18 protein-coding genes are annotated in these 20,001 nt (G+C 47.9%); 11 read left to right on the forward strand and 7 right to left on the reverse strand.

Features of this window, described 5'->3' with window-relative positions:
* Positions 1-36: 36 nt before the first annotated feature.
* The 10 genes from CWI81_RS05680 to CWI81_RS05725 are packed head-to-tail and all read left to right on the forward strand — an operon-like array spanning position 37 to position 9,789.
* A complete protein-coding gene (locus CWI81_RS05680) occupies positions 37-1,686 on the forward strand; it encodes an anthranilate synthase component 1 (RefSeq protein WP_126784302.1) in 1,650 nt (549 codons plus the stop codon).
* A complete protein-coding gene (locus tag CWI81_RS05685) occupies positions 1,683-2,312 on the forward strand; it encodes an anthranilate synthase component II (RefSeq protein WP_126784303.1) in 630 nt (209 codons plus the stop codon). Before CWI81_RS05680 ends, CWI81_RS05685 begins: the two co-directional genes overlap by 4 nt.
* Entirely contained in the window at positions 2,309-3,322 is a 1,014-nt protein-coding gene (gene trpD, locus CWI81_RS05690; RefSeq protein WP_126784304.1) for an anthranilate phosphoribosyltransferase, read from the forward strand. Before CWI81_RS05685 ends, trpD begins: the two co-directional genes overlap by 4 nt.
* A complete protein-coding gene (gene trpCF, locus CWI81_RS05695; RefSeq protein WP_126784305.1) occupies positions 3,315-4,760 on the forward strand; it encodes a bifunctional indole-3-glycerol-phosphate synthase TrpC/phosphoribosylanthranilate isomerase TrpF in 1,446 nt (481 codons plus the stop codon). Before trpD ends, trpCF begins: the two co-directional genes overlap by 8 nt.
* Complete coding sequence (gene trpB / locus CWI81_RS05700) at positions 4,757-5,962, forward strand: tryptophan synthase subunit beta (RefSeq protein WP_126784306.1); 1,206 nt, start codon at positions 4,757-4,759, stop codon at positions 5,960-5,962. Before trpCF ends, trpB begins: the two co-directional genes overlap by 4 nt.
* Positions 5,959-6,759 carry a tryptophan synthase subunit alpha gene (gene trpA, locus CWI81_RS05705; RefSeq protein WP_126784307.1) on the forward strand — a complete coding sequence of 267 codons (801 nt, stop codon included), beginning with the start codon at positions 5,959-5,961 and terminating at the stop codon, positions 6,757-6,759. Before trpB ends, trpA begins: the two co-directional genes overlap by 4 nt.
* A gap of 26 nt (positions 6,760-6,785) precedes the next feature.
* Positions 6,786-7,328, forward strand: a complete 543-nt coding sequence (locus tag CWI81_RS05710) for an inner membrane-spanning protein YciB (RefSeq protein WP_126784308.1) — start codon at positions 6,786-6,788, stop codon at positions 7,326-7,328.
* On the forward strand, positions 7,328-7,627 hold the full coding sequence (locus tag CWI81_RS05715) for a YciI family protein (protein ID WP_126784309.1): 300 nt from the start codon (positions 7,328-7,330) through the stop codon (positions 7,625-7,627). Before CWI81_RS05710 ends, CWI81_RS05715 begins: the two co-directional genes overlap by 1 nt.
* 6 nt (positions 7,628-7,633) lie before the next feature.
* Entirely contained in the window at positions 7,634-8,482 is an 849-nt protein-coding gene (locus CWI81_RS05720) for an alpha/beta hydrolase family protein (RefSeq protein ID WP_126784310.1), read from the forward strand.
* Between the two features lie 38 nt (positions 8,483-8,520).
* On the forward strand, positions 8,521-9,789 hold the full coding sequence (locus CWI81_RS05725) for an MgtC/SapB family protein (protein WP_126784311.1): 1,269 nt from the start codon (positions 8,521-8,523) through the stop codon (positions 9,787-9,789).
* Positions 9,790-9,927: 138 nt separating this feature from the next.
* On the opposite strand, the gene katG is transcribed toward CWI81_RS05725, so the two are convergent.
* Positions 9,928-12,192 carry a catalase/peroxidase HPI gene (gene katG, locus CWI81_RS05730; RefSeq protein WP_126784312.1) on the reverse strand — a complete coding sequence of 755 codons (2,265 nt, stop codon included), beginning with the start codon at positions 12,190-12,192 and terminating at the stop codon, positions 9,928-9,930.
* A 202-nt stretch (positions 12,193-12,394) separates the two neighbouring features.
* Here katG and CWI81_RS05735 point away from each other — a divergent pair, with 202 nt between their 5' ends.
* Positions 12,395-13,966, forward strand: coding sequence for a methyl-accepting chemotaxis protein (locus CWI81_RS05735; protein ID WP_126784313.1), 1,572 nt, complete (start codon positions 12,395-12,397; stop codon positions 13,964-13,966).
* A 15-nt stretch (positions 13,967-13,981) separates the two neighbouring features.
* Here CWI81_RS05735 and arsJ read toward each other — a convergent pair whose 3' ends face one another.
* The 6 genes from arsJ to CWI81_RS05765 are packed head-to-tail and all read right to left on the reverse strand — an operon-like array spanning position 13,982 to position 19,963.
* Positions 13,982-15,190 (reverse strand): organoarsenical effux MFS transporter ArsJ, encoded by a 1,209-nt coding sequence (gene arsJ / locus CWI81_RS05740; RefSeq protein ID WP_126784314.1) that lies wholly within the window; start codon positions 15,188-15,190, stop codon positions 13,982-13,984.
* Positions 15,190-16,185, reverse strand: coding sequence for an ArsJ-associated glyceraldehyde-3-phosphate dehydrogenase (locus tag CWI81_RS05745; protein ID WP_126784315.1), 996 nt, complete (start codon positions 16,183-16,185; stop codon positions 15,190-15,192). Before CWI81_RS05745 ends, arsJ begins: the two co-directional genes overlap by 1 nt.
* Positions 16,186-16,195: 10 nt before the next feature.
* The gene (gene arsB, locus CWI81_RS05750) at positions 16,196-17,236 is read right to left on the reverse strand and encodes an ACR3 family arsenite efflux transporter (protein WP_126784316.1); all 1,041 of its coding nucleotides are present in this window, start codon (positions 17,234-17,236) and stop codon (positions 16,196-16,198) included.
* On the reverse strand, positions 17,223-18,020 hold the full coding sequence (locus CWI81_RS05755; protein WP_241970352.1) for a metalloregulator ArsR/SmtB family transcription factor: 798 nt from the start codon (positions 18,018-18,020) through the stop codon (positions 17,223-17,225). Before CWI81_RS05755 ends, arsB begins: the two co-directional genes overlap by 14 nt.
* A 54-nt stretch (positions 18,021-18,074) precedes the next feature.
* Entirely contained in the window at positions 18,075-18,752 is a 678-nt protein-coding gene (locus CWI81_RS05760; protein WP_126784317.1) for an NADPH-dependent FMN reductase, read from the reverse strand.
* Between the two features lie 2 nt (positions 18,753-18,754).
* Positions 18,755-19,963 (reverse strand): MFS transporter, encoded by a 1,209-nt coding sequence (locus tag CWI81_RS05765; RefSeq protein WP_126784318.1) that lies wholly within the window; start codon positions 19,961-19,963, stop codon positions 18,755-18,757.
* Between the last annotated feature and the right edge of the window lie 38 nt (positions 19,964-20,001).

Genomic DNA, 20,001 nt, shown 5'->3' on the forward strand with positions numbered 1-20,001 from the left:
GTCAACTAGAACCCGCTCCATCGAGCGGGTTTTTTTATGCCCCGCCGGTGGAGCTGTCAGTTAAACTTTGGAGTAGTAATTGTGCAAACATCAGTCGTGCGGGGACAGCTAGAAAGCCTGAAAGTTGAAATTCCCTATCAACCAGATACGCTCAGTGTCTTTCAGGCCTTATGCCAGGATTCTGGCCACCATCTGTTGCTGGATTCAGCTGATATAGGTACTAAACGTGCCGTAAAAAGCCTGCTATTAGTCGATGCTGCAGTAAAGCTCACTTGCGAAGGCCAACAAGTTACGATAGAAGCACTTACCGACAATGGTCAGCAGCTGATCGCATTTATCGCCGACCAGCTTCCCCAGCCACTCTTTCAACAACAGTCAGCGACTGTTTTAGTGGCCGATTTCAGTCGCAGCGGAATTCACCAGGACGAAGACTCAAGATTAAAGTCGCTAAGTAATATGGAGCCCCTGCGGTTGTTACAGCAACAGCTGTTTAAGGCTAGTGACGAAGCTAAAAAAAATCCGTTTTCTGTCTTCCTCGGTGGTGTTTTTGGTTATGATTTTGTTGCTAGCTACGAGCAATTACCCGAAGTTGCTAAAGGCGACAATGCTTGTCCCGACTATGTCTTTTACCTTGCTGAAACGCTATTACTTATCGATCATGAAAAGCAGTCGTGCGAGCTATTAGGTAGTCTTTTTAGTGGTGAAAACGAAAACGCTCGCTATCATCAGCTCACTCAGCGCATTGGCGAGCTTGCCGCTCGCTGCCAACTACCTGGCCGAACAAGTCAACAAACTCCAGCGGCTGCACTAATCGACGATGTTTTTGCTAATGTAATAGCAACCCCTTCGGCCAACGATTTTGCTACCACAGTAGAGTCCCTTAAAGAACACATTCTGGACGGCGATATTTTTCAGGTGGTGCCCTCCAGACAGTTTAAATTGCCTTGCCCCGACTCGCTGGCAGCCTATCAGCAGCTAAAACGTAATAACCCATCACCTTATATGTTTTACTTTAGCCACCCAGATTTTTGCTTGTTTGGCGCATCGCCTGAGTCAGCGCTTAAGTACCAAACCGAGACCAATCAGGTTGAGCTTTACCCGATAGCCGGAACAAGACCGCGCGGACGTAATGCTGATGGTAGTATCAACCTGGATATCGATGGACGCTTAGAGTTAGAGCTGAGGTTAGACGAAAAAGAGCTATCAGAGCATTTGATGTTGGTGGATCTGGCGCGTAATGATTTAGCACGAATTTGTCAGCCCGGCAGTCGTTATGTAGCTGACCTGTTGAAAGTTGACCGCTACTCGCAGGTTATGCACCTCGTGTCACGAGTGGTAGGTCAACTACGTAAGGATTGCGATGCGTTGCATGCCTACCGCGCCTGTATGAATATGGGCACCTTAACTGGCGCCCCCAAAGTCAGTGCCGCCAGCTTAATCCGGCAAGTTGAACAGCAAGGCCGTGGCAGCTACGGCGGAGCCGTTGGTTATTTAGCCGGTAACGGTGACATGGATACCTGTATCGTTATCCGCTCTGCTTATGTCAGCAACCAGCAAGCCATTGTTCAGGCAGGTGCAGGCGTCGTTTATGATTCTGACCCTGCTGCCGAAGTTGCTGAGACTGAAAATAAAGCAAAAGCCGTAATACTGGCGATTCAGCAAAGTGCTAAAGGGGTATCCGTATGAGTATTAGCCCGGCAAGAATCGTGTTAATAGACAACGTCGATTCGTTTTCTTATAACTTAGTCGACGAATTACGCCAACTAAATTTTGAGCTGGTGGTGTACCGCAATCAGGTTCCCGCCGACACCGTTATCAACGATTTGCAAAGCTACCAGGGGCCTCAGGTCGTATGCCTTTCTCCAGGACCGGGCCACCCCAACGCAGCCGGTAATCTAATGGCAATTATTGAGTTCGCCAGCGGCCGCTATCCCATGCTCGGTATTTGTCTTGGTTTCCAGGCTTTGATCGAGTTTTCCGGAGGTCGAGTCGCCCGTTGCGGCGAAGTAGTTCACGGTAAAACAGCGGTGATGAATGTCACCGAACACCCGTTATTCAATGACATTGCCGTCAACAACCAATGTGTCGTAGCGCGCTATCATTCTCTAAGCGGCTATGATTTGCCCGCTTCAGTCTCTGTCATTGGCGACGTTAACGGCATACCAATGGCGGCTGAATTTAAACAGGCGGCAGCATTAGGCTTCCAGTTCCATCCAGAATCTTTACTAACACCAAAAGGAAAGCAAATACTCGCAAACAGCGTTAGTTTGCTTTTATCACAGACACAAGAACTTGCAGGAAATCGGCCATGAATAAGTTAAAGAAGTTACTCGACGGCGAACGGCTATCGCAACAGGAAAGTAAGTTATTTTTCCAGCATCTGGTTAAAGGCGAGTTAAACGACACCCAAATTAGTGCTGCTTTAGTGGCTATGAAAATGCGCGGCGAGACCTCTGCTGAACTCGCTGGCGCGGCGCAGGCGGTGCTTGATGTCTGTAAACCCTTTCAACGGCCGCAACAACTGGTATTTGATAGTTGTGGAACTGGGGGTGATGGCAGCAATACCATTAATATATCCACCACTGCGGCACTAATTGCCGCATCGATGGGGTTATGTGTTGCTAAGCACGGTAATCGCAGTGTGTCATCTCGCTCGGGCTCCGCCGACGTTCTCGAGTCATTAAAACTAAGAACCAACCTTGACCCACGTGATGCGGCTCTTCAATTGCAAGAAAATAGATTTTGCTTTTTATTCGCTCCGCACTATCACCCAGGTGTAAAATACGCCATGCCAGTTCGGCAAACGTTAAAAACGCGTACTTTGTTCAATCTCATCGGGCCGCTGGTTAACCCCGCCCGCCCCGATGTGCAGTTACTTGGTGTATACAGTCCAGAATGGCTGCGTCCAATGGCCGAAACATTACAACGGCTAGGGGTGAAACGAGCTATGGTCGTACACGGTAGTGGCCTTGATGAATTAGCGTTGCATGGGCCGAGTCAGGTGATTGAATTGGAAGATGGGGAACTAACCGAATATCAACTATCCGTAGCCGACTTCGGCTTACAAACCATGCCGCTCAGTGATCTTAAAGGCGGTGATGCGGACTTTAACGCACGTATTTTGCAACAAACCCTAGCGGGTAAAGGCGAGCCTGCACAACAGCAAGCCGTCGCTATGAACGTTGCTGCGCTACTCTATATGAGTGGCCAGTTTGGTCAGTTACGAGAGGCTACTGAGGCGGCTCTGGATCACATTTCCAGTGGTCAGGCACTACAACACCTACAACAGGTTCAGCAGGCACAGGAGACGTATCATGTCTGATAATATTTTAGCCCGAATTGTTGACGACAAAGCAGCGCAGAATGAACAGCAGGCACAACAGTACCCGCTTGAGCAGATAAAGAGTTCCTTGCAACTGAGCGATCGCAGCTTGTATGAGGCGCTGAATCAAACCGCAGCGGGGTTTATCCTGGAATGCAAAAAAGCGTCGCCTTCTAAAGGGCTGATTCGCAGCAATTTTGACCCGGTCAAATTGGCTCGTGACTATCAACCTTATGCCGCGGCTATCTCAGTGCTGACTGAGCCCGACTATTTTCAGGGCCGGCTGGAGTACCTCAGTGCAGTGAGGGCTAAAGTGCATCAACCGGTGCTGTGCAAAGACTTTTTTGTTGAAGAGCAACAAGTGTACCGCGCCCGTTATTTTGGTGCTGATGCTATTTTATTGATGTTGTCTGTACTTGATGATGACACTTACACACGACTCGCCAATATCGCCAATAAGCTGCACATGGACGTTCTTACGGAAGTGGCCAATGAGGAAGAAATGCACCGTGCGAACGCACTTGGGGCAAAAATAATTGGTATTAACCATCGCGATTTAACCAATTTAACCATCAACCCGAATCGCAGTGCGGAACTTGCCCCGCTGGCTGCCAAAGATGCGCTGCTGGTGGCCGAGTCAGGCTTTTCAAACCATCAGGAAATCCGCCGCGTAGCACCTCATGTGAATGGCTTTCTAATCGGCAGCGCATTAAGCGCACAAAATGATGTCGACTACGCCTGCCGATCCTTACTTTATGGCGAGAATAAAATTTGCGGTTTAACCCGCGCCGAAGACGCAATAAATGCCGAAGCTGCCGGTGCCGTTTTTGGTGGACTTATTTTTGCGCCTCACTCGCCGCGCAAGGTTGAGCTAACACAAGCCCAGCAAGTTATCACTGCAGTACCCACATTACGCTGGGTTGGTGTATTTGCGGATCAACCACTGGAGGATGTGGTGCGTACTGCGTTGGATTTACAGCTGTTCGCGATTCAATTGCATGGCCACGAAGACATTGATTTTATCAGTCAGCTTAAAACCAAGTTGAAGCACGCTGGAGCCGAACGCACACAGATATGGCGAGCTATCAGAGTCGACTCGATTGGCGACATCGAACTATTGCCAACAACCGATTTAATCGATCGTATCGTATTAGATAATGGAGCTGGCGGAACTGGTGCTCGGTTTGACTGGTCGCTATTGAGCGCACTCACTGAGCAACAACGCAGCCGATGTTTATTGGCTGGTGGTATTAGCGTCGAAAATGTGAGCGGCGCTGCACAACAGCGATTATCCGGCATTGACAGCAGTTCACAGCTGGAAGTTAGTGCGGGTGTTAAAGATACCCATAAAATTCAACAGTTATTCGTAAATATTCGCAGTTATGGGCGCAAAAAACCTGTAACTTCTTCGAAAAGTAATTATCAGGAGGCCATATGAGCCGTAACCTTTCAGCCTATTTTGGCGATTTTGGTGGTCAGTTTGTGCCTGAAATTCTGTTGCCCGCACTGGAGCAACTCGAACAAGCATTTATTGATGCACAAAGTGACGAAGAATTTCAGAGCGAGTTTCGCGGTTTGTTAAAAAACTACTTGGGGCGGCCAACGCCGCTTAGTTTATGCCGTAATCTTCCTTTAAAATCGCCGAACGGAACCAAAATATACTTAAAAAGAGAAGATTTACTGCACGGTGGTGCACACAAAACAAATCAAGTTTTGGGTCAGGCACTGCTTGCTAAGCGCATGGGCAAACATCGGATTATCGCCGAAACAGGTGCCGGTCAACACGGAACTGCCACAGCGCTGGCCTGCGCCTTGCTCGACCTGGAATGCATTATCTACATGGGCAAGAAAGACGTCGAAAGACAGCAACCTAACGTGTTCCGGATGGAGCTGATGGGCGCAAAAGTGGTCCCGGTCGATACCGGCAGTGGTACCTTGAAAGATGCAGTTAATGAGGCATTGCGCGACTGGACCGCCAGCTATCCGACCACGCATTACCTACTAGGAACAGCTGCCGGAGCCCACCCATTCCCGACTATTGTGAGAGAGTTTCACCGGATGATTGGTGAGGAGTCTAAAGCGCAGATTATGGATCAGGCTGGCTGCATGCCCGACGAGGTTATTGCCTGCGTCGGCGGCGGCTCCAATGCCATTGGTATGTTTGCCGACTTTATCGATGAGAAAGACGTGCAACTGGTCGGTGTAGAGCCTGCAGGTAAAGGCGTTAATACACTCCATCACGGTGCGACTTTAACCGCTGGTAAACCGGGGATTTTGCACGGCTGTTTATCCTACCTGATGCAAACCGACGAGGGGCAAATAGAAGAATCCTATTCGGTATCAGCGGGACTCGATTACCCGGGTGTTGGACCACAGCATGCTCACCTAAAATCGATTGGCCGGGCGCGCTACGAATCGGTCACTGACGAGGAAGCATTGGAGGCATTTAAGCTGCTATCACGGCACGAGGGAATTATCCCGGCACTGGAGTCTGCTCATGCACTCGCCTACGCACTAAAACGTGCTGCCGAACCCGATGCGCCAAAAGTTTTATTAATTAATTTATCAGGTCGGGGCGATAAAGACATTGATCATGTGCGCCGCATTTTTGCCGCTGAAGAGAAGGAGTCTCAGTCATGAGTCGTTATGAAGCGCTATTCAAGGGATTATCAAGCAATAATAAAGGCGCATTCGTGCCCTTTGTTACACTGGGCGACCCCTCCCCTGAACAGAGCCTGAATGTTATTAAAGCCCTTATTGATGGCGGTGCTGATGCGTTAGAACTCGGTTTGCCATTTTCTGATCCGGTCGCAGACGGACCGGTTATCCAGCGAGCCAATTTACGAGCCTTGCAGGCTGGCACTTCTTTTAATGATATTTTGCGAATTCTACGAGAAGTTCGTGCCTATGCACCGGAAATTCCGATCGGGCTGTTAGTTTATGCCAACCTTATTTATGCCAAGGGAGCGGATAGTTTTTATCGGCAAATGCATGAAGCAGGGGTCGACTCCGTACTTATTGCAGACGTGCCAACTAAGGAAGCCGCTAGATTTGCCGACATTGCCAAACAACACTCTATTGATGCCGTCTTTATTTGTCCGCCAGATGGCAGTGACGAGTTAATTGAACGAGTTGCAAAAAATTGTTCAGGTTATGTTTATCTGCTGAGTCGAGCCGGTGTTACTGGTGCTGAAACACAGATGCAGCTCCCGGCATCTGCCTTAATCGACAAGCTTAAGCAACATGGCGCTCCACCCGTTTTGCTCGGCTTTGGAATCTCTAAACCAGAACACGTACAGGCCGCATTTACTGCTGGTGCTGACGGAGCTATCAGTGGCTCTGCAGTAGTTGCCATTATTGAGAAAAACCTCGACAATGAACAGCAACAAGTTAACCAGCTAACTGAGTTTGTGGCTTCGATGAAAGCCGCCACCTAAATCCAGCAGATGTAACGGAGAATATAATGGCGCTAGTGTTGGAATATTTGCCAATTATTGCTTTTTTTGTGTTTTATAAACTGGCAGATATTTATGTCGCTACTGGCGTCTTAATGGCCGGTACTGTTATTCAGCTGCTCGGTTTAAAGTTATTGAAGCAACCCATCACTAATCGTCACTGGGTAATATTAGCCGTCGTGATGGTATTTGGTGCGGTCACCATATTACTGCGCGATGATTGGTTTATTAAGCTAAAGGTGTCAATCGTATACCTGGCAATTGCCGGCTTATTATTAGGTGGCTTAATCTGGAAAAAACGAAGCCCGTTGCAATCAATGATGGGACAGGATATCAAGTTACCGGAACCGGTCTGGAGCCGGTTAACTTATGCTTGGGTTATTTTCTGTGGTGCACTGGCAGCGGTTAATTTGTACATTGCCAAATACTGGACTCAGGAAGCCTGGGTTAATTTTAAAGTTTTCGGCATACTCGGGATTACTTTAATATTCACTATCGGTACCGGCGTTTACATGTATCGACACGCCGAAAAAGAAGGAACTGCAGACTAATGTGGTTTGTTATTATAGCTGAGGACCATGAGGGGTCTTTAGAGGCTCGCAGACAAGCCCGCCCTGCTCATTTAAACCGGTTAAAGTCATTACAAGCTGATGGTAGGCTTTTGGTCGCGGGTCCTTGTCCTGCTATTGCGGAGCAGGATCCGGGGCTGCTTGGTTTTACCGGCTCTGTCGTTATTGCCGAATTTGACTCTCAGCAACAAGCAGAGCAATGGGCAAACGATGACCCTTACTGGGATGCTGGAGTATACGCTAAAGTAACGGTTAAACCCTTTAACGCAGTACTTCCTTAGCCACCTATGCAAAGTATTGAATTAACGGAAAACCAACGTTACCTTCACTGCGTTCGTTTTGAACCCAACGAAACAGCCCGGGCAACCATAGTGATTGCCGCCGCTTTGGGCGTAAAACAACGGTTTTACCAACCTATTGCTAAATGGCTTAGTGAACAAGGTTATCGAGTTTTCACCTTTGATTACTACGGCATCGGTCAGTCACAAGATAAGCCACTTAAGCAAATAGACAGCAGCATCATCGACTGGGCCGAAAAAGACATTAGTACTGTCCTCCAGCACGCACAAAGCTGCCAACAAGATGAGCCTCTTATCTGGTTAGCTCATAGCCTCGGTGGGCAAATTGTGGCGCTCGCGGAAAACGCAACGGCTATTGATAAGATGGTCACTGTTGCAAGCGGTACCGGTTATTGGCGTAATGCCAGTAAGCAGGTGCAACGAACCTCCTGGCTCTTGTGGTATTTTGCCGTGCCTTTGGCGACTCCTATTGCCGGTTACTTCCCGGGCAAGCGATTAAATATGGTTGGTGATATGCCGGCTAAAGCAATGCGTCAATGGAGCCAATGGTGCCGTAGTAAAGATTATTTATTTGATCACCTAAGCGCGGAACAGCAGGCCAAATATCAACGATTTAGAGCTCCTATTAGAGCTTTTAATATCACCGATGATGAGCTATTAAAGCGCGAGAACATTCAAAACTTACTCGCTCATTATCCTAATGCCCCACACCAGCTTAATGATTTAGCGGCAGATATGACCGACAGTAACCGCATCGGTCACTTCAATTTCTTTCGCAGTCAATTTAAGCATAGCTTATGGCAAAAGCATTTGCTTGAGGCCCTGCAAATCGATTAGATTCATCATTACTCCTCTTATTCGCAAGGCTTGATCTCATGGACTACCAAATGGAATTGGCATTATCACTTTTAGCAGCCCTGACTATTGGCTTGATGATTGGTATAGAGCGAGGCTGGAGCGGTCGCGAAAGTGATGACGGCGAACGGGTCGCCGGAGTCAGAACCTTTAGTTTGATAGGTCTGTCCGGTGGTACCTTTGCAATACTGGGACAACAGTTTGGCCAGGCAGTTGTCATTACCGGCTTTATCGTCACCACCGCGCTTATCGGGGTTTCCTATGTGGGTCATTCGCGCCTGTCCCAAGATTCAGGAATTACCACTGAATTTTCTATGCTACTAACCTTCAGCCTGGCTGTTTGGGCTGCTTCCGGAGATCCCTTACCCGCATTAAGCGTCGCCGCTGTAGTGGTCGCCTTGTTAGGTCATAAGCAACGACTGCATAGCCTACTTAAAAAGATTTCACCGCAGACCTTCTACTCGGCTATTACACTACTGCTTATTTCAGTCGTCATTTTGCCACTATTACCTGATAAAGGTTACGGTCCCTGGCAAGCACTCAATCCTTACTGGACGTGGTGGATGGTGGTACTAATTTCAGGGCTGTCCTTTATTGGTTATTTGTTTACTCAATTGCTCGGACAAAAACGTGGCACCTTAATTACCGCCATTGCTGGTGGCCTGGCGTCTTCGACAGCAGTTACTATTACCATGGCCCGGTTTGCCAAAAAACAGCCCGCAACTACCTTATACGCGGCGGCTATGCTACTGGCTTCCAGCATTATGTTCCCCCGCGTGTTGGTCGAAGTATTCATTGTCAATCGCGGCCTATTAGAATTAGTGTGGCTGCCTGTTTGCCTAATGCTACTGGGGATGATTATCGTGTTGCTACTGTTACATAGGGAGCAATATAAAAATGGTCAACACACAGCGAATCAACTGGAACTAACTAATCCTCTGCAATTAGCTACCGCTTTAAAATTCGGCCTTTTTTTAGCACTTATTTTGTTACTGTCCGAAGCGATGAAAGACTGGTTTGGTGATACCGGTGTTTATGCATTAGCTATTATTTCCGGTTTAATGGACGTAGATGCAATAACTTTATCGTTGGCTAAATCAGCCCAGGGTGACTTAGCAAGTACGGTGGCAGCGCTAGGAATTGTGCTGGCTTGTGCCAGTAACACTCTACTAAAGGGTTTGCTGTTTGCAGGAATTGCGGGGGTTAAAACGAACATGCGTTATGCCTTTTATATGTTACTAGGAATAGCTCCCGGATTATTTTACGCGGTGATCCAACTCTTTGCTTAAAAAGTATTCAATAAGTGACTGGGTTGTCGTTTTTCTGTAATAAACGACAGGCATTATATTGCCTGAACGGACAATCCACTCCCTGGATTAGACCTATTGCCCCTCACCAATGTGAGGGGCTTTTTTTTGCTAGAACGACTATGACTTCTCAAGATCAAAATGATCAAGCTGCATCACTTTAGTCCAGGCTTTAACAAAGTCATCAACAAACTTATCTTGTGAATCGCTCAACGCGTATATTTCAGCGACTGCTCGTAACTCTGAATTAGAGCCAAAGATAAGGTCTACTGTTGTGGCAGTGTACTTCTGTTCGCCCGTTTCACGATCTTTTCCTATAAAGATAGCTTCATCATCGGCTGACTTAGACCACTCAGTATCCATACTCATCAGGTTTACAAAGAAGTCATTATTCAATGTTCCTGGCTGGTCAGTAAATACGCCATGATCGAGCCCTTGATAATTCGCATCCAGTGAGCGCATACCGCCCAGTAATACGGTCATTTCAGGCACGGTTAGATCCAATAAATCAGCTTTATCGACCATCATCTGTGCCGGATTTAGACGACTCTCTTCACTGTAATAGTTACGGAATGCATCTGCAGTGGGCTCAAGGAATGAAAATGACTGCACGTCAGTCATCTCCTGCGTCGCATCGTTGCGACCCGGAACAAAGGCGACATTTACCTCGTGGCCCGCATCCGCTGCGGCTTGTTCAATCGCTGCAGCGCCCGCCAGCACAATAGTATCAGCCAATGAAACTTGCTTATCGCCCGACAAGTCGTCGTTAAAGTCGGTACGAATGTCTTTTAACACACCCAACACACGCTTCAGTTCTTCCGGATTATTGGCCTCCCAGTTAACTTGAGGCTCTAATGCAACCCTCGCACCATTGGCCCCCCCACGCATATCAGTGGCACGGAAACTAGAAGCTGCCGCCCAGGCGGTGCGAACCAGCTCTGGTATGGTTAAGTCCGAATCCAGAATACGGGCTTTTAACTCACTAACGTCGTTATCATCAATTAGCTGGTAATCAATCTCAGGAATCGGATCTTGCCACGCTAAGTCTTCTTTAGGCGCCATATCACCTAAATAACGTGATTTTGGACCCATATCGCGGTGAGTCAATTTAAACCAGGCTTTGGCAAAGGCTAATTCGAACTCCTCCGGGTTTTGCTGGAAGCGTTTCGCAATTTTTCGGTAGTCAGGATCAAATTTAAGTGACAAATCCGTGGTAAACATGATCGGCGCGTGACGCTTACCTTCCACATGCGCATCCGGTACCATATTAGACGCCTGACCATCTTTTGGAATCCACTGGATAGCACCGGCCGGACTTTGAGTTTGTTCCCATTCAAAACCGAACAGGTTGTCCAGGTACTGGCTCGTCCATTGTGTTGGTGTTACCGTCCAGGCGCCTTCCAGGCCACTGGTTATGGTGTCTTCGGCATTGCCTTTACCACAATTATTTTTCCAGCCCAGACCCTGCTGTTCAACCGGTGCTGCTGCTGGTTCTGCCTCTAAACATTCTTCTGGATCATGCGCACCGTGGGCCTTTCCGAACGTATGTCCGCCGGCGATCAAGGCGACAGTTTCCTCATCGTTCATTGCCATGCGAGCAAAGGTATCACGTATGTCTTTGGCAGCTAACACCGGATCGGGCTTGCCGTTAGGACCTTCCGGGTTAACGTAAATAAGACCCATTTGTACAGCGGCTAATGGGTTTTCAAGCTTTCGATCACCCTCGTAGCGTTTATCACCCAGCCATTCAGACTCTGGGCCCCAGTAAACAATATCCGGCTCCCAGGCATCTTCTCGACCGCCTGCAAAACCATATGTTTCAAAACCCATACTCTCCAGCGCAACATTACCGGTTAGCGCCATTAAGTCTCCCCAGGATAAGCTACGACCATACTTCTGCTTAACGGGCCACAATAAACGACGAGCTTTATCCAGGCTGACATTATCCGGCCAGCTATTCAACGGTTCAAACCGTTGCTGTGCACCTGCACCGCCACCACGGCCGTCCTGTACCCGGTAGGTTCCGGCTCCGTGCCAGGCCATACGAATAAAAAATGGACCATAGTGGCCGTAATCAGCAGGCCACCAATCCTGATCGGAAGTCATGAGTTGCTCAATATCTTTTTTAACTTGATCCAGATCTAGCTGAGAAAACGCTTTTGCATAATCAAAATCATCATCTAACGGATTAGATTCCGGGCTATGCTGACGTAGTGGTTCCAAATTCAGCATATTCGGCCACCAGAAACTGTTCTCTTTAGCCTCTTCCGCAGGCTTATTGACATGATACGAAGGGCGTTCCTGCGCTTGTGCAGCGCCAGCTGACATTGCCATCGAAACCGCAACGGCTACCGCGGATATAATAGGTAACTTTGTGTTTAACATTTTCTGACCTTTATTATTAAATGGTTACAAGTGCCCTGTTACTATAGAACATGCCCGGTTTTTTGGGGGCTGAGAATCAATTAGAAAAACAGATTGACTTAATCGGAGTCTTTTGATGCATAAAAAATGCATTTAAAACAAACTGTTAATCTGACGATATAGTTACTATATTGATATAGGTCATTTTCCGTCAGAGGTTTGGATGCGAAATAATCAGCCGGTCACGCAACAAGAGTATCGTTTTTCTGAACAGCAACGACTGATCTCATCAACCGACAAATCGGGAAAGATAGAGTATTTTAACGACGCCTTTCTGGAAGTTAGTGGATTTTCTAGGGATGAACTGTTAGGTGCGCCGCACAATATTGTACGTCACCCCGATATGCCACCGGCGGTTTACCAGAATATGTGGAAGACCATCAGTCAGGGTCATCCATGGATGGGGCTGGTTAAAAATCGTCGTAAAGACGGTGACCATTACTGGGTCAGCGCCTACGTCACTCCGATTTTTGAAAGTGACACTATTGTCGGATACGAGTCGGTTCGGGTGGTTCCGGAAGAGCAGCAAAAGCAACGCGCAGAAAAAGTCTATCGCCGCATTCGTGACGGTAAAACTCCATTTTCTGTGACACAACTCGCTCACTACTACAGCAAAAAGCTACTCCCGATTTGGTTACCGGCATTAGTTGCTGCCATCATTAGTTTATTGTTAATCGGCTGGCCCACTAGCGCCATAATAGTCGCTGTCGGTGTTGTCACCTGTAGCTGGAATTGCTGGCAGCAGGAGCGAGAGTTTAAAGAGCTGATGCAGTTACGTCCCGATGCATTCACTAATCGATTAGTGGCCTACACCTACTCTAAAGATGGGGGCAGCAAGGCACAGTTAGAAATGATGATTCGCAGCGAAGCCGCTCGCGCCCGAACAGCAATCACCCGGGTCGAAGACTCGGTTGCCAGTCTTGGCGCGATTGTCCATGCCACGCGTGAGCAAGCCAACTCTAGTAGTGCTCTGATCGAAGAACAAAACTCAGCGACGCAAGATGTTGCCTCGGCGATTAACGAAATGTCGACCTCGATCCAGGAGGTATCTGACAGTGTCGAGAGTAACGCGGAGAAATCGGACTTAGCCACAAACAATGTAAATACTGGTGCTCAGGTTGCCGGCGAGGCATTACAGGCGATTAACCAGTTAAGCGAATCGGTAGCAGCCATTGCTGCCACCGTAGACGAACTATCAACCTCAACCGACGAAATCGGTAAGGCTGCCGACCTCATTACCGCTATCGCCGAACAAACCAATTTGCTGGCACTTAACGCTGCAATTGAAGCTGCGCGGGCCGGTGAACATGGCCGCGGTTTTAGTGTCGTCGCTGACGAGGTTCGCACTTTAGCAACCCGCACTCGCGATTCCACTGAAAGTATTCATCGTATCGTCGAGAACTTAGTGAATAAAGCTCAGAATGCTGTACATGTGTCTCAGCAAGGTGAGGAGGCTGCGAAGGTCGGTGTCACTATGGTTGGCAAGACAGAACATGCACTGGAAGAAATACGTGCTGCTGTCCAGTCGATTAACGATATGACGGTTCAAATGTCCTCAGCCGTAGAGCAGCAAAGTAATGTCGCTGAGCATATTAATGAGCAGGTAACAAGTATTGCTGATGGTTCTAAAGTGGCCGCAGAAAACGCACAGGAAACAATGCAAGCCAGTGAGCGTTTGCAAAACACCACTGACGAGCTTTACAAATTAATCCAACGTTTTAGCAGCAAACACTAGCAAGACTAGCCGGGCTTATGCCCGGCCACTCCTTGCTGGTAAACGATTAATAGCAACCGTCGAGGCCAACACCAGTGCGCAGGAGATCAGCAAGCAGGCAGCCAGTCCATACTGCTGATAGATCCAACCTGACAGTATGGTTCCCAACAAACGCCCTGCTGCATTCGCCATGTAATAAAAACCAACGTCCAGGGATACGCCATCGGCGCGTGAATAGGACACAATAAGATAACTGTGTAATGAAGAGTTAATCGCAAACAGTACCCCAAACACGCCCAGCCCAAGCATAATACTCGCCGCAACCGGCAATTGCTGCCATAGCGATATAGCCAGAATTAATGGGCTCAGTGTTAATAATGCTCCCCAAATAACAGCCTGCCGATTCGGTGCTATTTTCTGACTGCGGGTAAAACGCGGAGCCACGCTTTGTACCACGCCGTAACCAATAACCCAAAGCGCGAGAAAACTACCAACCTGCCAGTGATTCCAGTCGAGCTGACTGGCCAAAAATACCGGTAATGCCACTACAAACCATACGTCGCGCGCTCCAAATAACAAAAACCGGGCAACCGACAGGATATTGATTGGCCGACTCTTTGACAGAATTTCCTTAAACTTTGGTTTGAACTTAGCTTTGCCCGACTCCTTACCCAGAAATATCAGGCTAGCTATCCACACCAATGTCAGCATCACTGACATCGCCAATACGGCTCCCTGAAAACCAATCAGCGTTAGCAGCAAACCGCCGAGGAAAAAGCCAACGCCTTTCAGGGTGTTTTTAGAGCCAGTTAGAATAGCCACCCATTTATAAAGCTGACTTTGTTGCTCGTCGGGTACCAGCAGTTTAATCGTGCTTTTTGCACTCATTTTGTTTAAGTCTTTGGCGATACCGGACAGCGCCTGCGCTGCCATCACCCAAAGTACCGTCAACATTGACGCCGGCACCAGTAACATTGCCAGTGCTACTATTTGTATTCCCAAACCAATATTCATGGTTCGGTTAAGGCCCCAACGTGCGCCTAACCAGCCGCCGAATAAGTTGGTCACCACGCCAAAAAATTCGTAAAACAAGAACAACATGGCAACTTCCAGCGCGCTATAGCCAAGCTGGTGAAAATGCAGCACCACCAGCATCCTCAGCGCGCCGTCTGTTAAGGTAAAAGCCCAATAGTTACCAGTAACCAGCAGGTACTGACGAATAGCGGGTGATAACTGCGCCAGCATTAACCCACCTTCTCGACCAATTCAACGGCCCGGTTGGCATAGCCCCACTCATTGTCATACCAGGCATAAATTTTAACGTGAGTGCCGTTAATAACCTTAGTCGATAACGCGTCGACGATACTCGAACGGGGATCCGTTTTATAATCGATAGAGACTAATGGTCGCTCTTCATAACCTAAAATGCCGTTAAGCTCATTAGCCGCAGCCTGCTCCATCCAACCGTTAACTTCCTCCACCGATGTCGGTTTTTCAACTTCAAATACACAATCAGTTAATGAAGCGTTAGCTAACGGCACACGCACGGCGTGACCATCAATTTTGTCTTTTAATTCTGGAAAGATTTCGACGATTGCCGTGGCCGAACCCGTTGAGGTTGGAATCAGGTTCATGCCACAAGCTCTGGCACGACGTAAATCTTTGTGCGGCGCATCCAAAATGCTTTGCGTATTAGTCAGGTCATGGATAGTGGTAATTGATGCATGCTTAATGCCAATCTTTTCCTGCAATACTTTAACAACCGGTGCCAGACAGTTTGTGGTGCAAGAGGCAGCCGTTACAATTTGATGCTGTTCAGGATCATACAAGTGGTCGTTAACGCCCATAACAATGTTCAACGCTCCGGTTTCTTTTACTGGCGCCGAAACCACCACTCGTTTAACACCCTGCTTCAGGTAGTCATTCAACACATCCACTGTTTTCATCTTACCCGAAGCTTCTAACACAACGTCGCAGCCGCTCCAGTCATTTTCAGCAATAGTTTTAGCTTGGCTGAACTCAATGACCTCATCGCCAATAGTCAGTTGCTTTTCTTTACCAGTCGCTTCGTAGCCCCAGCGACCATGGACAGAATCAAAATTAAGCAGATGCGCAAAGGTTGCAGCATCGGCACCAGGGTCATTAACCTTTACAATTTGCAGCTCTGGATTTTCCCACGCAATGCGCAGCGCTAAACGGCCAATACGGCCTAATCCGTTAATACCGACTTTTATCGTCATAACTTTCCCCTTACTTAGTTTTAAACCAATGCTGTGTGCGATTAGCAAACCATACCAGCGACAACATCACTGGTACTTCGACTAGCACCCCGACAACCGTTGCTAATGCGGCCCCGGACTTTAAACCAAATAGCGAAATAGCGACGGCTACCGCCAGCTCAAAAAAGTTAGAGGTGCCGATGAGACAAGCGGGAGCAGCAATCCGGTAAGGTAGCTTGATCAGCAGCGCAATGATAAAAGTTATCGCAAAGATGCCATAAGTCTGCACCAGTAAAGGAGTTGCAATCATGGCTATATCGAGCGGTCGGGTCAGCAGTACTTCTGCCTGAAATCCAAACAATAGCAATACCGTCATCAGTAAACCCAGGATTGACCAGGGCTTCATGCGCTGATCAAAATTCTGCAACGAGCGGTCGCTGGCCGTAGGATCTTTCCGTGCGTTATTAATAATGACTCTGCGCGTCAGCAGTCCGGCAATTAACGGAGCGACCACATATAAGCCGACACTCAGTAGCAACGTTTGCCATGGCACCACAATATCCGTGACTCCCAGCAACAAAGCCGCTATCGGAGCAAACGCAAAAATCATAATGACGTCGTTCACGGAAACTTGCACCAGAGTGTAGTTGGCATCGCCTTTAGTCAGCTGGCTCCAGATAAAAACCATTGCTGTGCAGGGTGCAACCCCGAGTAAAATAACCCCTGCTAAATACTCGTTGGCCGTTTCGGGCTGAATAAAATCGGCAAAAATTCCTTTAAAGAATAGCCAACCAACCAATGCCATGGTAAAGGGTTTTACTAACCAATTAATAATTACCGTTAATACCAATCCCTTTGGTTCTCTCGCTATTTGGGTGATTGATTCAAAGTTTACCTGTACCATCACCGGGTAGATCATTAACCAAACCAACACCGCAATAATTAAGTTCACTTGAGCAAACTCAAACGAGGACAACCACTCAAACACCGGTGGGAAGATATTCCCCAGAAGAGTGCCCGCGATAATTGCAACAGCAACCCAAATTGATAAGTAGCGCTCAAACACACCCATTATTGATATCCTTAATTGGTTGCGAGGTTTGTTGAGGATGATACTCTGCAGTCGTAGCTATCACTGCCGCCATCCAGTCGGGTAAAGCCGGGTTAATTCGGTAATAAACCCAACGTTGATCTTTGCGATCACTCAGCAGCCCATATTCGCGCAACTGCGCCAAGTGCCGCGACACTTTTGGCTGCGACACTTTTGGCTGCGACTTACCGGTTGCGTCGACAAACTGACAAACACACAACTCACCATGTTTATGCAGCATCAAAATCATTTGCAGACGTAACGGATCTGAGAGAATTTTGAAAAATTCGTTGGGCGCATCAAACAATTGTGGACGATCACTGCGTTTGCGCAGGATCAATAACAACATTTTTATCCGCTCTGACAATTCGTGAGCCGTCTTTCGAAATGCATCAGTTTTTTTGCTAGTGACCGGATCGGGAAAGTCCCAGGCGATAAACTGATCGTCGCTACACAGTAACTGACATTCAGTGCGAGCTCTATCGCACAAACTGATAATGTAGTCGTAAGCCGGCAGATCAATTTCGGTTAAACTTTTAGAGCGCAGTCCATCAGTTGTAACACCAATAGCCGACAAGGCCTTTAGAGCTTCCGGTTCCGGCTGGGTTGGTTCAGTCCCGGCACTAGTAACTTCAAAGCTATCATCGGCAAACTGTCGAAAGATAGCTTCAGCCATTAGCGAACGAGCCGAATTGGCGGTACATAGAAAAAGGATTTTGAATTTTTGCTGAGTTTCCATCGAAACACCATATATATGCCTATCCATATATATGGTAATCCGAATATATTATTTAATCAAAGAGTTTAATTCGTCATACGGTTAATCACTATCTCCATTTGGAGCATTGCGCTGCGACGGATCACGTTTAAAGTCTTTTACCAGTTTTCTGGGGTCATACGCCTGGCGCTGCTCTTTCGCTGCCTGACCCCACCAGCAGAGCTGATTTAAAGTACGGCCGAAATACCCCACCCAACGCTCAACATCTTTTACATGAGCTGCAAACTTGCCGCTTTCCTCAAAGACTTCCTGAGCTTTGGGCACATGAATCATGGCTGACACAGGCAAACAGCCCAGTTCACTTAAAAAGGTCCGCATATTAACTGCGGCCCGAGTACCGCCCCACTGTCCGGCAGAGTAGGTAACTATTGCGCTGGGTTTATAAGAGTAAAGTGACGCCCCAAAATGATTGAGTAAGTTGGCGAGAGCCGGGCTCATGGAATGATTATACTCCGGGCTGACCATCACATAAGCATCGGCCTGTTCAATTTTCTCAGCCAACGTTTGAAGTGCTTCCGGAACCTTATTCTGATGGTACGAAAAGTGGGGCTTGAACACTCGATCTAACTCGTAATCCAGGGGATCAATCAACTCAACGTCTGCGTCCTCAAATGTTTTTTCAAGATAGTGCACACAAGCTTTAGCCACTCGCTCACCCACCCGAGGGGGTTTTGGTGGAGTGCTGTCTCGCACCGTTCCTAAAAATACTAAGTATTTCATTATTAATTCCTTTTTAAGCTAAGCCAGGCTATTAACCATGTCAAAATGAGTAGCACAGCGGTGCTACTCAGCCAGATACTCCGAGTTAATTCGAAATCGATCAAGTAGCCGTAAATTAGCGGTGCCAAGGCGGTACTGAAAACCATCAGCGCGTGATACAAAGCGCGAACCGTTGCTAAGCTACGAACCCCAAAAAGTTCCGGCCATAAGGTACCGGAAATCGCCGAATTAAAACCGGCACTTAATCCAGATAATGCCATAAACACAAACCAGCCCCAGGCCGCATCGATAAAGCTCAGGAAAACTAAGCCAATGGCGACTGGCAAGACATTGACCCCAATAAGCTTATAAGAGCCCACCTTGTCGATCAGGCTACCTGCGGCGATAGAAGTAATAACCCGGCTCACCGAAAACAGCGCAATGCCTCCGGCAATAACTGCTGCCGACCAACCGTTTTGGTCAGCAAACCAGGTCTGATTGATCAAAATACCGGTCATTACAAACGGCAGTGCCAACATCGCCGGCAATACGCCAATAAACCGACGATCCCGAATTAAGTCACGTTGTCGTAGTAATGCCAACGGTTGTTCTACTGAGTCTTGACTATCGGCAACTGACACCGCCGGATGGCGGCTATGCAAAAGTATCAAGGTTGGCCAAAGCAGCAATATGATAGCCGCAGTAATTACCCACCAAGTGTTAATATAGCCCAACTGAGCCAGCAACAATAATATTAGGCTGGGTAACAGTATTTCGCCTGCCGGAAAGCCGGTCCCGGAAAAGGCGACAGCGCGACCGCGCAGCTCATCAAAATAACGACCCATGCTGGTCACTGCCATATGGCCCATCAAACCCTGCCCAAATAGCCGCAATCCAAACAGGGCAGCAATCAATAACAACCAGGAGGAGGCTTGCATACTTAACGCCATTACCGCAGCAGAAACGGCCAGACCCAGTACCACAAAATGGACGAAATATTTGAGTGGGACGACGTCCAGTCGTTTACCCACGCGCATCAAAAATAAACCACCGACCGCGGTGGTAATTGCATACAAACTACCAAAGTCGCCATAACTCAACTGATTAGCAGCAACAATGTCATCCACAAATAGCGAGATAAAAAAGGTTTGGCCGAAACTTGAAGCAAAGGTCGCTATAAAGCCAAACATTAAAAAGCCGGGGTAGGCTTTTAACAACCGAAAGTACTGCATTAATTGTTACCCTTTCTAGATTCTATACCCCGTAATAG

Source organism: Idiomarina seosinensis, from assembly GCF_003987275.1.
Lineage (GTDB): Bacteria > Pseudomonadota > Gammaproteobacteria > Enterobacterales > Alteromonadaceae > Idiomarina > Idiomarina seosinensis.

What these genes read in the sequence shown, in the direction of transcription:
- CWI81_RS05680 (WP_126784302.1), top strand. Translation starts at nt 37, where the DNA reads ATGCCCCGCCGGTGGAGCTGTCAGTTAAACTTTGGAGTAGTAATTGTG.
- CWI81_RS05685 (WP_126784303.1), top strand. Translation starts at nt 1,683, where the DNA reads ATGAGTATTAGCCCGGCAAGAATCGTGTTAATAGACAACGTCGATTCG.
- trpD (WP_126784304.1), top strand. Translation starts at nt 2,309, where the DNA reads ATGAATAAGTTAAAGAAGTTACTCGACGGCGAACGGCTATCGCAACAG.
- trpCF (WP_126784305.1), top strand. Translation starts at nt 3,315, where the DNA reads ATGTCTGATAATATTTTAGCCCGAATTGTTGACGACAAAGCAGCGCAG.
- trpB (WP_126784306.1), top strand. Translation starts at nt 4,757, where the DNA reads ATGAGCCGTAACCTTTCAGCCTATTTTGGCGATTTTGGTGGTCAGTTT.
- trpA (WP_126784307.1), top strand. Translation starts at nt 5,959, where the DNA reads ATGAGTCGTTATGAAGCGCTATTCAAGGGATTATCAAGCAATAATAAA.
- CWI81_RS05710 (WP_126784308.1), top strand. Translation starts at nt 6,786, where the DNA reads ATGGCGCTAGTGTTGGAATATTTGCCAATTATTGCTTTTTTTGTGTTT.
- CWI81_RS05715 (WP_126784309.1), top strand. Translation starts at nt 7,328, where the DNA reads ATGTGGTTTGTTATTATAGCTGAGGACCATGAGGGGTCTTTAGAGGCT.
- CWI81_RS05720 (WP_126784310.1), top strand. Translation starts at nt 7,634, where the DNA reads ATGCAAAGTATTGAATTAACGGAAAACCAACGTTACCTTCACTGCGTT.
- CWI81_RS05725 (WP_126784311.1), top strand. Translation starts at nt 8,521, where the DNA reads ATGGACTACCAAATGGAATTGGCATTATCACTTTTAGCAGCCCTGACT.
- katG (WP_126784312.1), bottom strand. Translation starts at nt 12,192, where the DNA reads ATGTTAAACACAAAGTTACCTATTATATCCGCGGTAGCCGTTGCGGTT.
- CWI81_RS05735 (WP_126784313.1), top strand. Translation starts at nt 12,395, where the DNA reads ATGCGAAATAATCAGCCGGTCACGCAACAAGAGTATCGTTTTTCTGAA.
- arsJ (WP_126784314.1), bottom strand. Translation starts at nt 15,190, where the DNA reads ATGCTGGCGCAGTTATCACCCGCTATTCGTCAGTACCTGCTGGTTACT.
- CWI81_RS05745 (WP_126784315.1), bottom strand. Translation starts at nt 16,185, where the DNA reads ATGACGATAAAAGTCGGTATTAACGGATTAGGCCGTATTGGCCGTTTA.
- arsB (WP_126784316.1), bottom strand. Translation starts at nt 17,236, where the DNA reads ATGGGTGTGTTTGAGCGCTACTTATCAATTTGGGTTGCTGTTGCAATT.
- CWI81_RS05755 (WP_241970352.1), bottom strand. Translation starts at nt 18,020, where the DNA reads ATGGATAGGCATATATATGGTGTTTCGATGGAAACTCAGCAAAAATTC.
- CWI81_RS05760 (WP_126784317.1), bottom strand. Translation starts at nt 18,752, where the DNA reads ATGAAATACTTAGTATTTTTAGGAACGGTGCGAGACAGCACTCCACCA.
- CWI81_RS05765 (WP_126784318.1), bottom strand. Translation starts at nt 19,963, where the DNA reads ATGCAGTACTTTCGGTTGTTAAAAGCCTACCCCGGCTTTTTAATGTTT.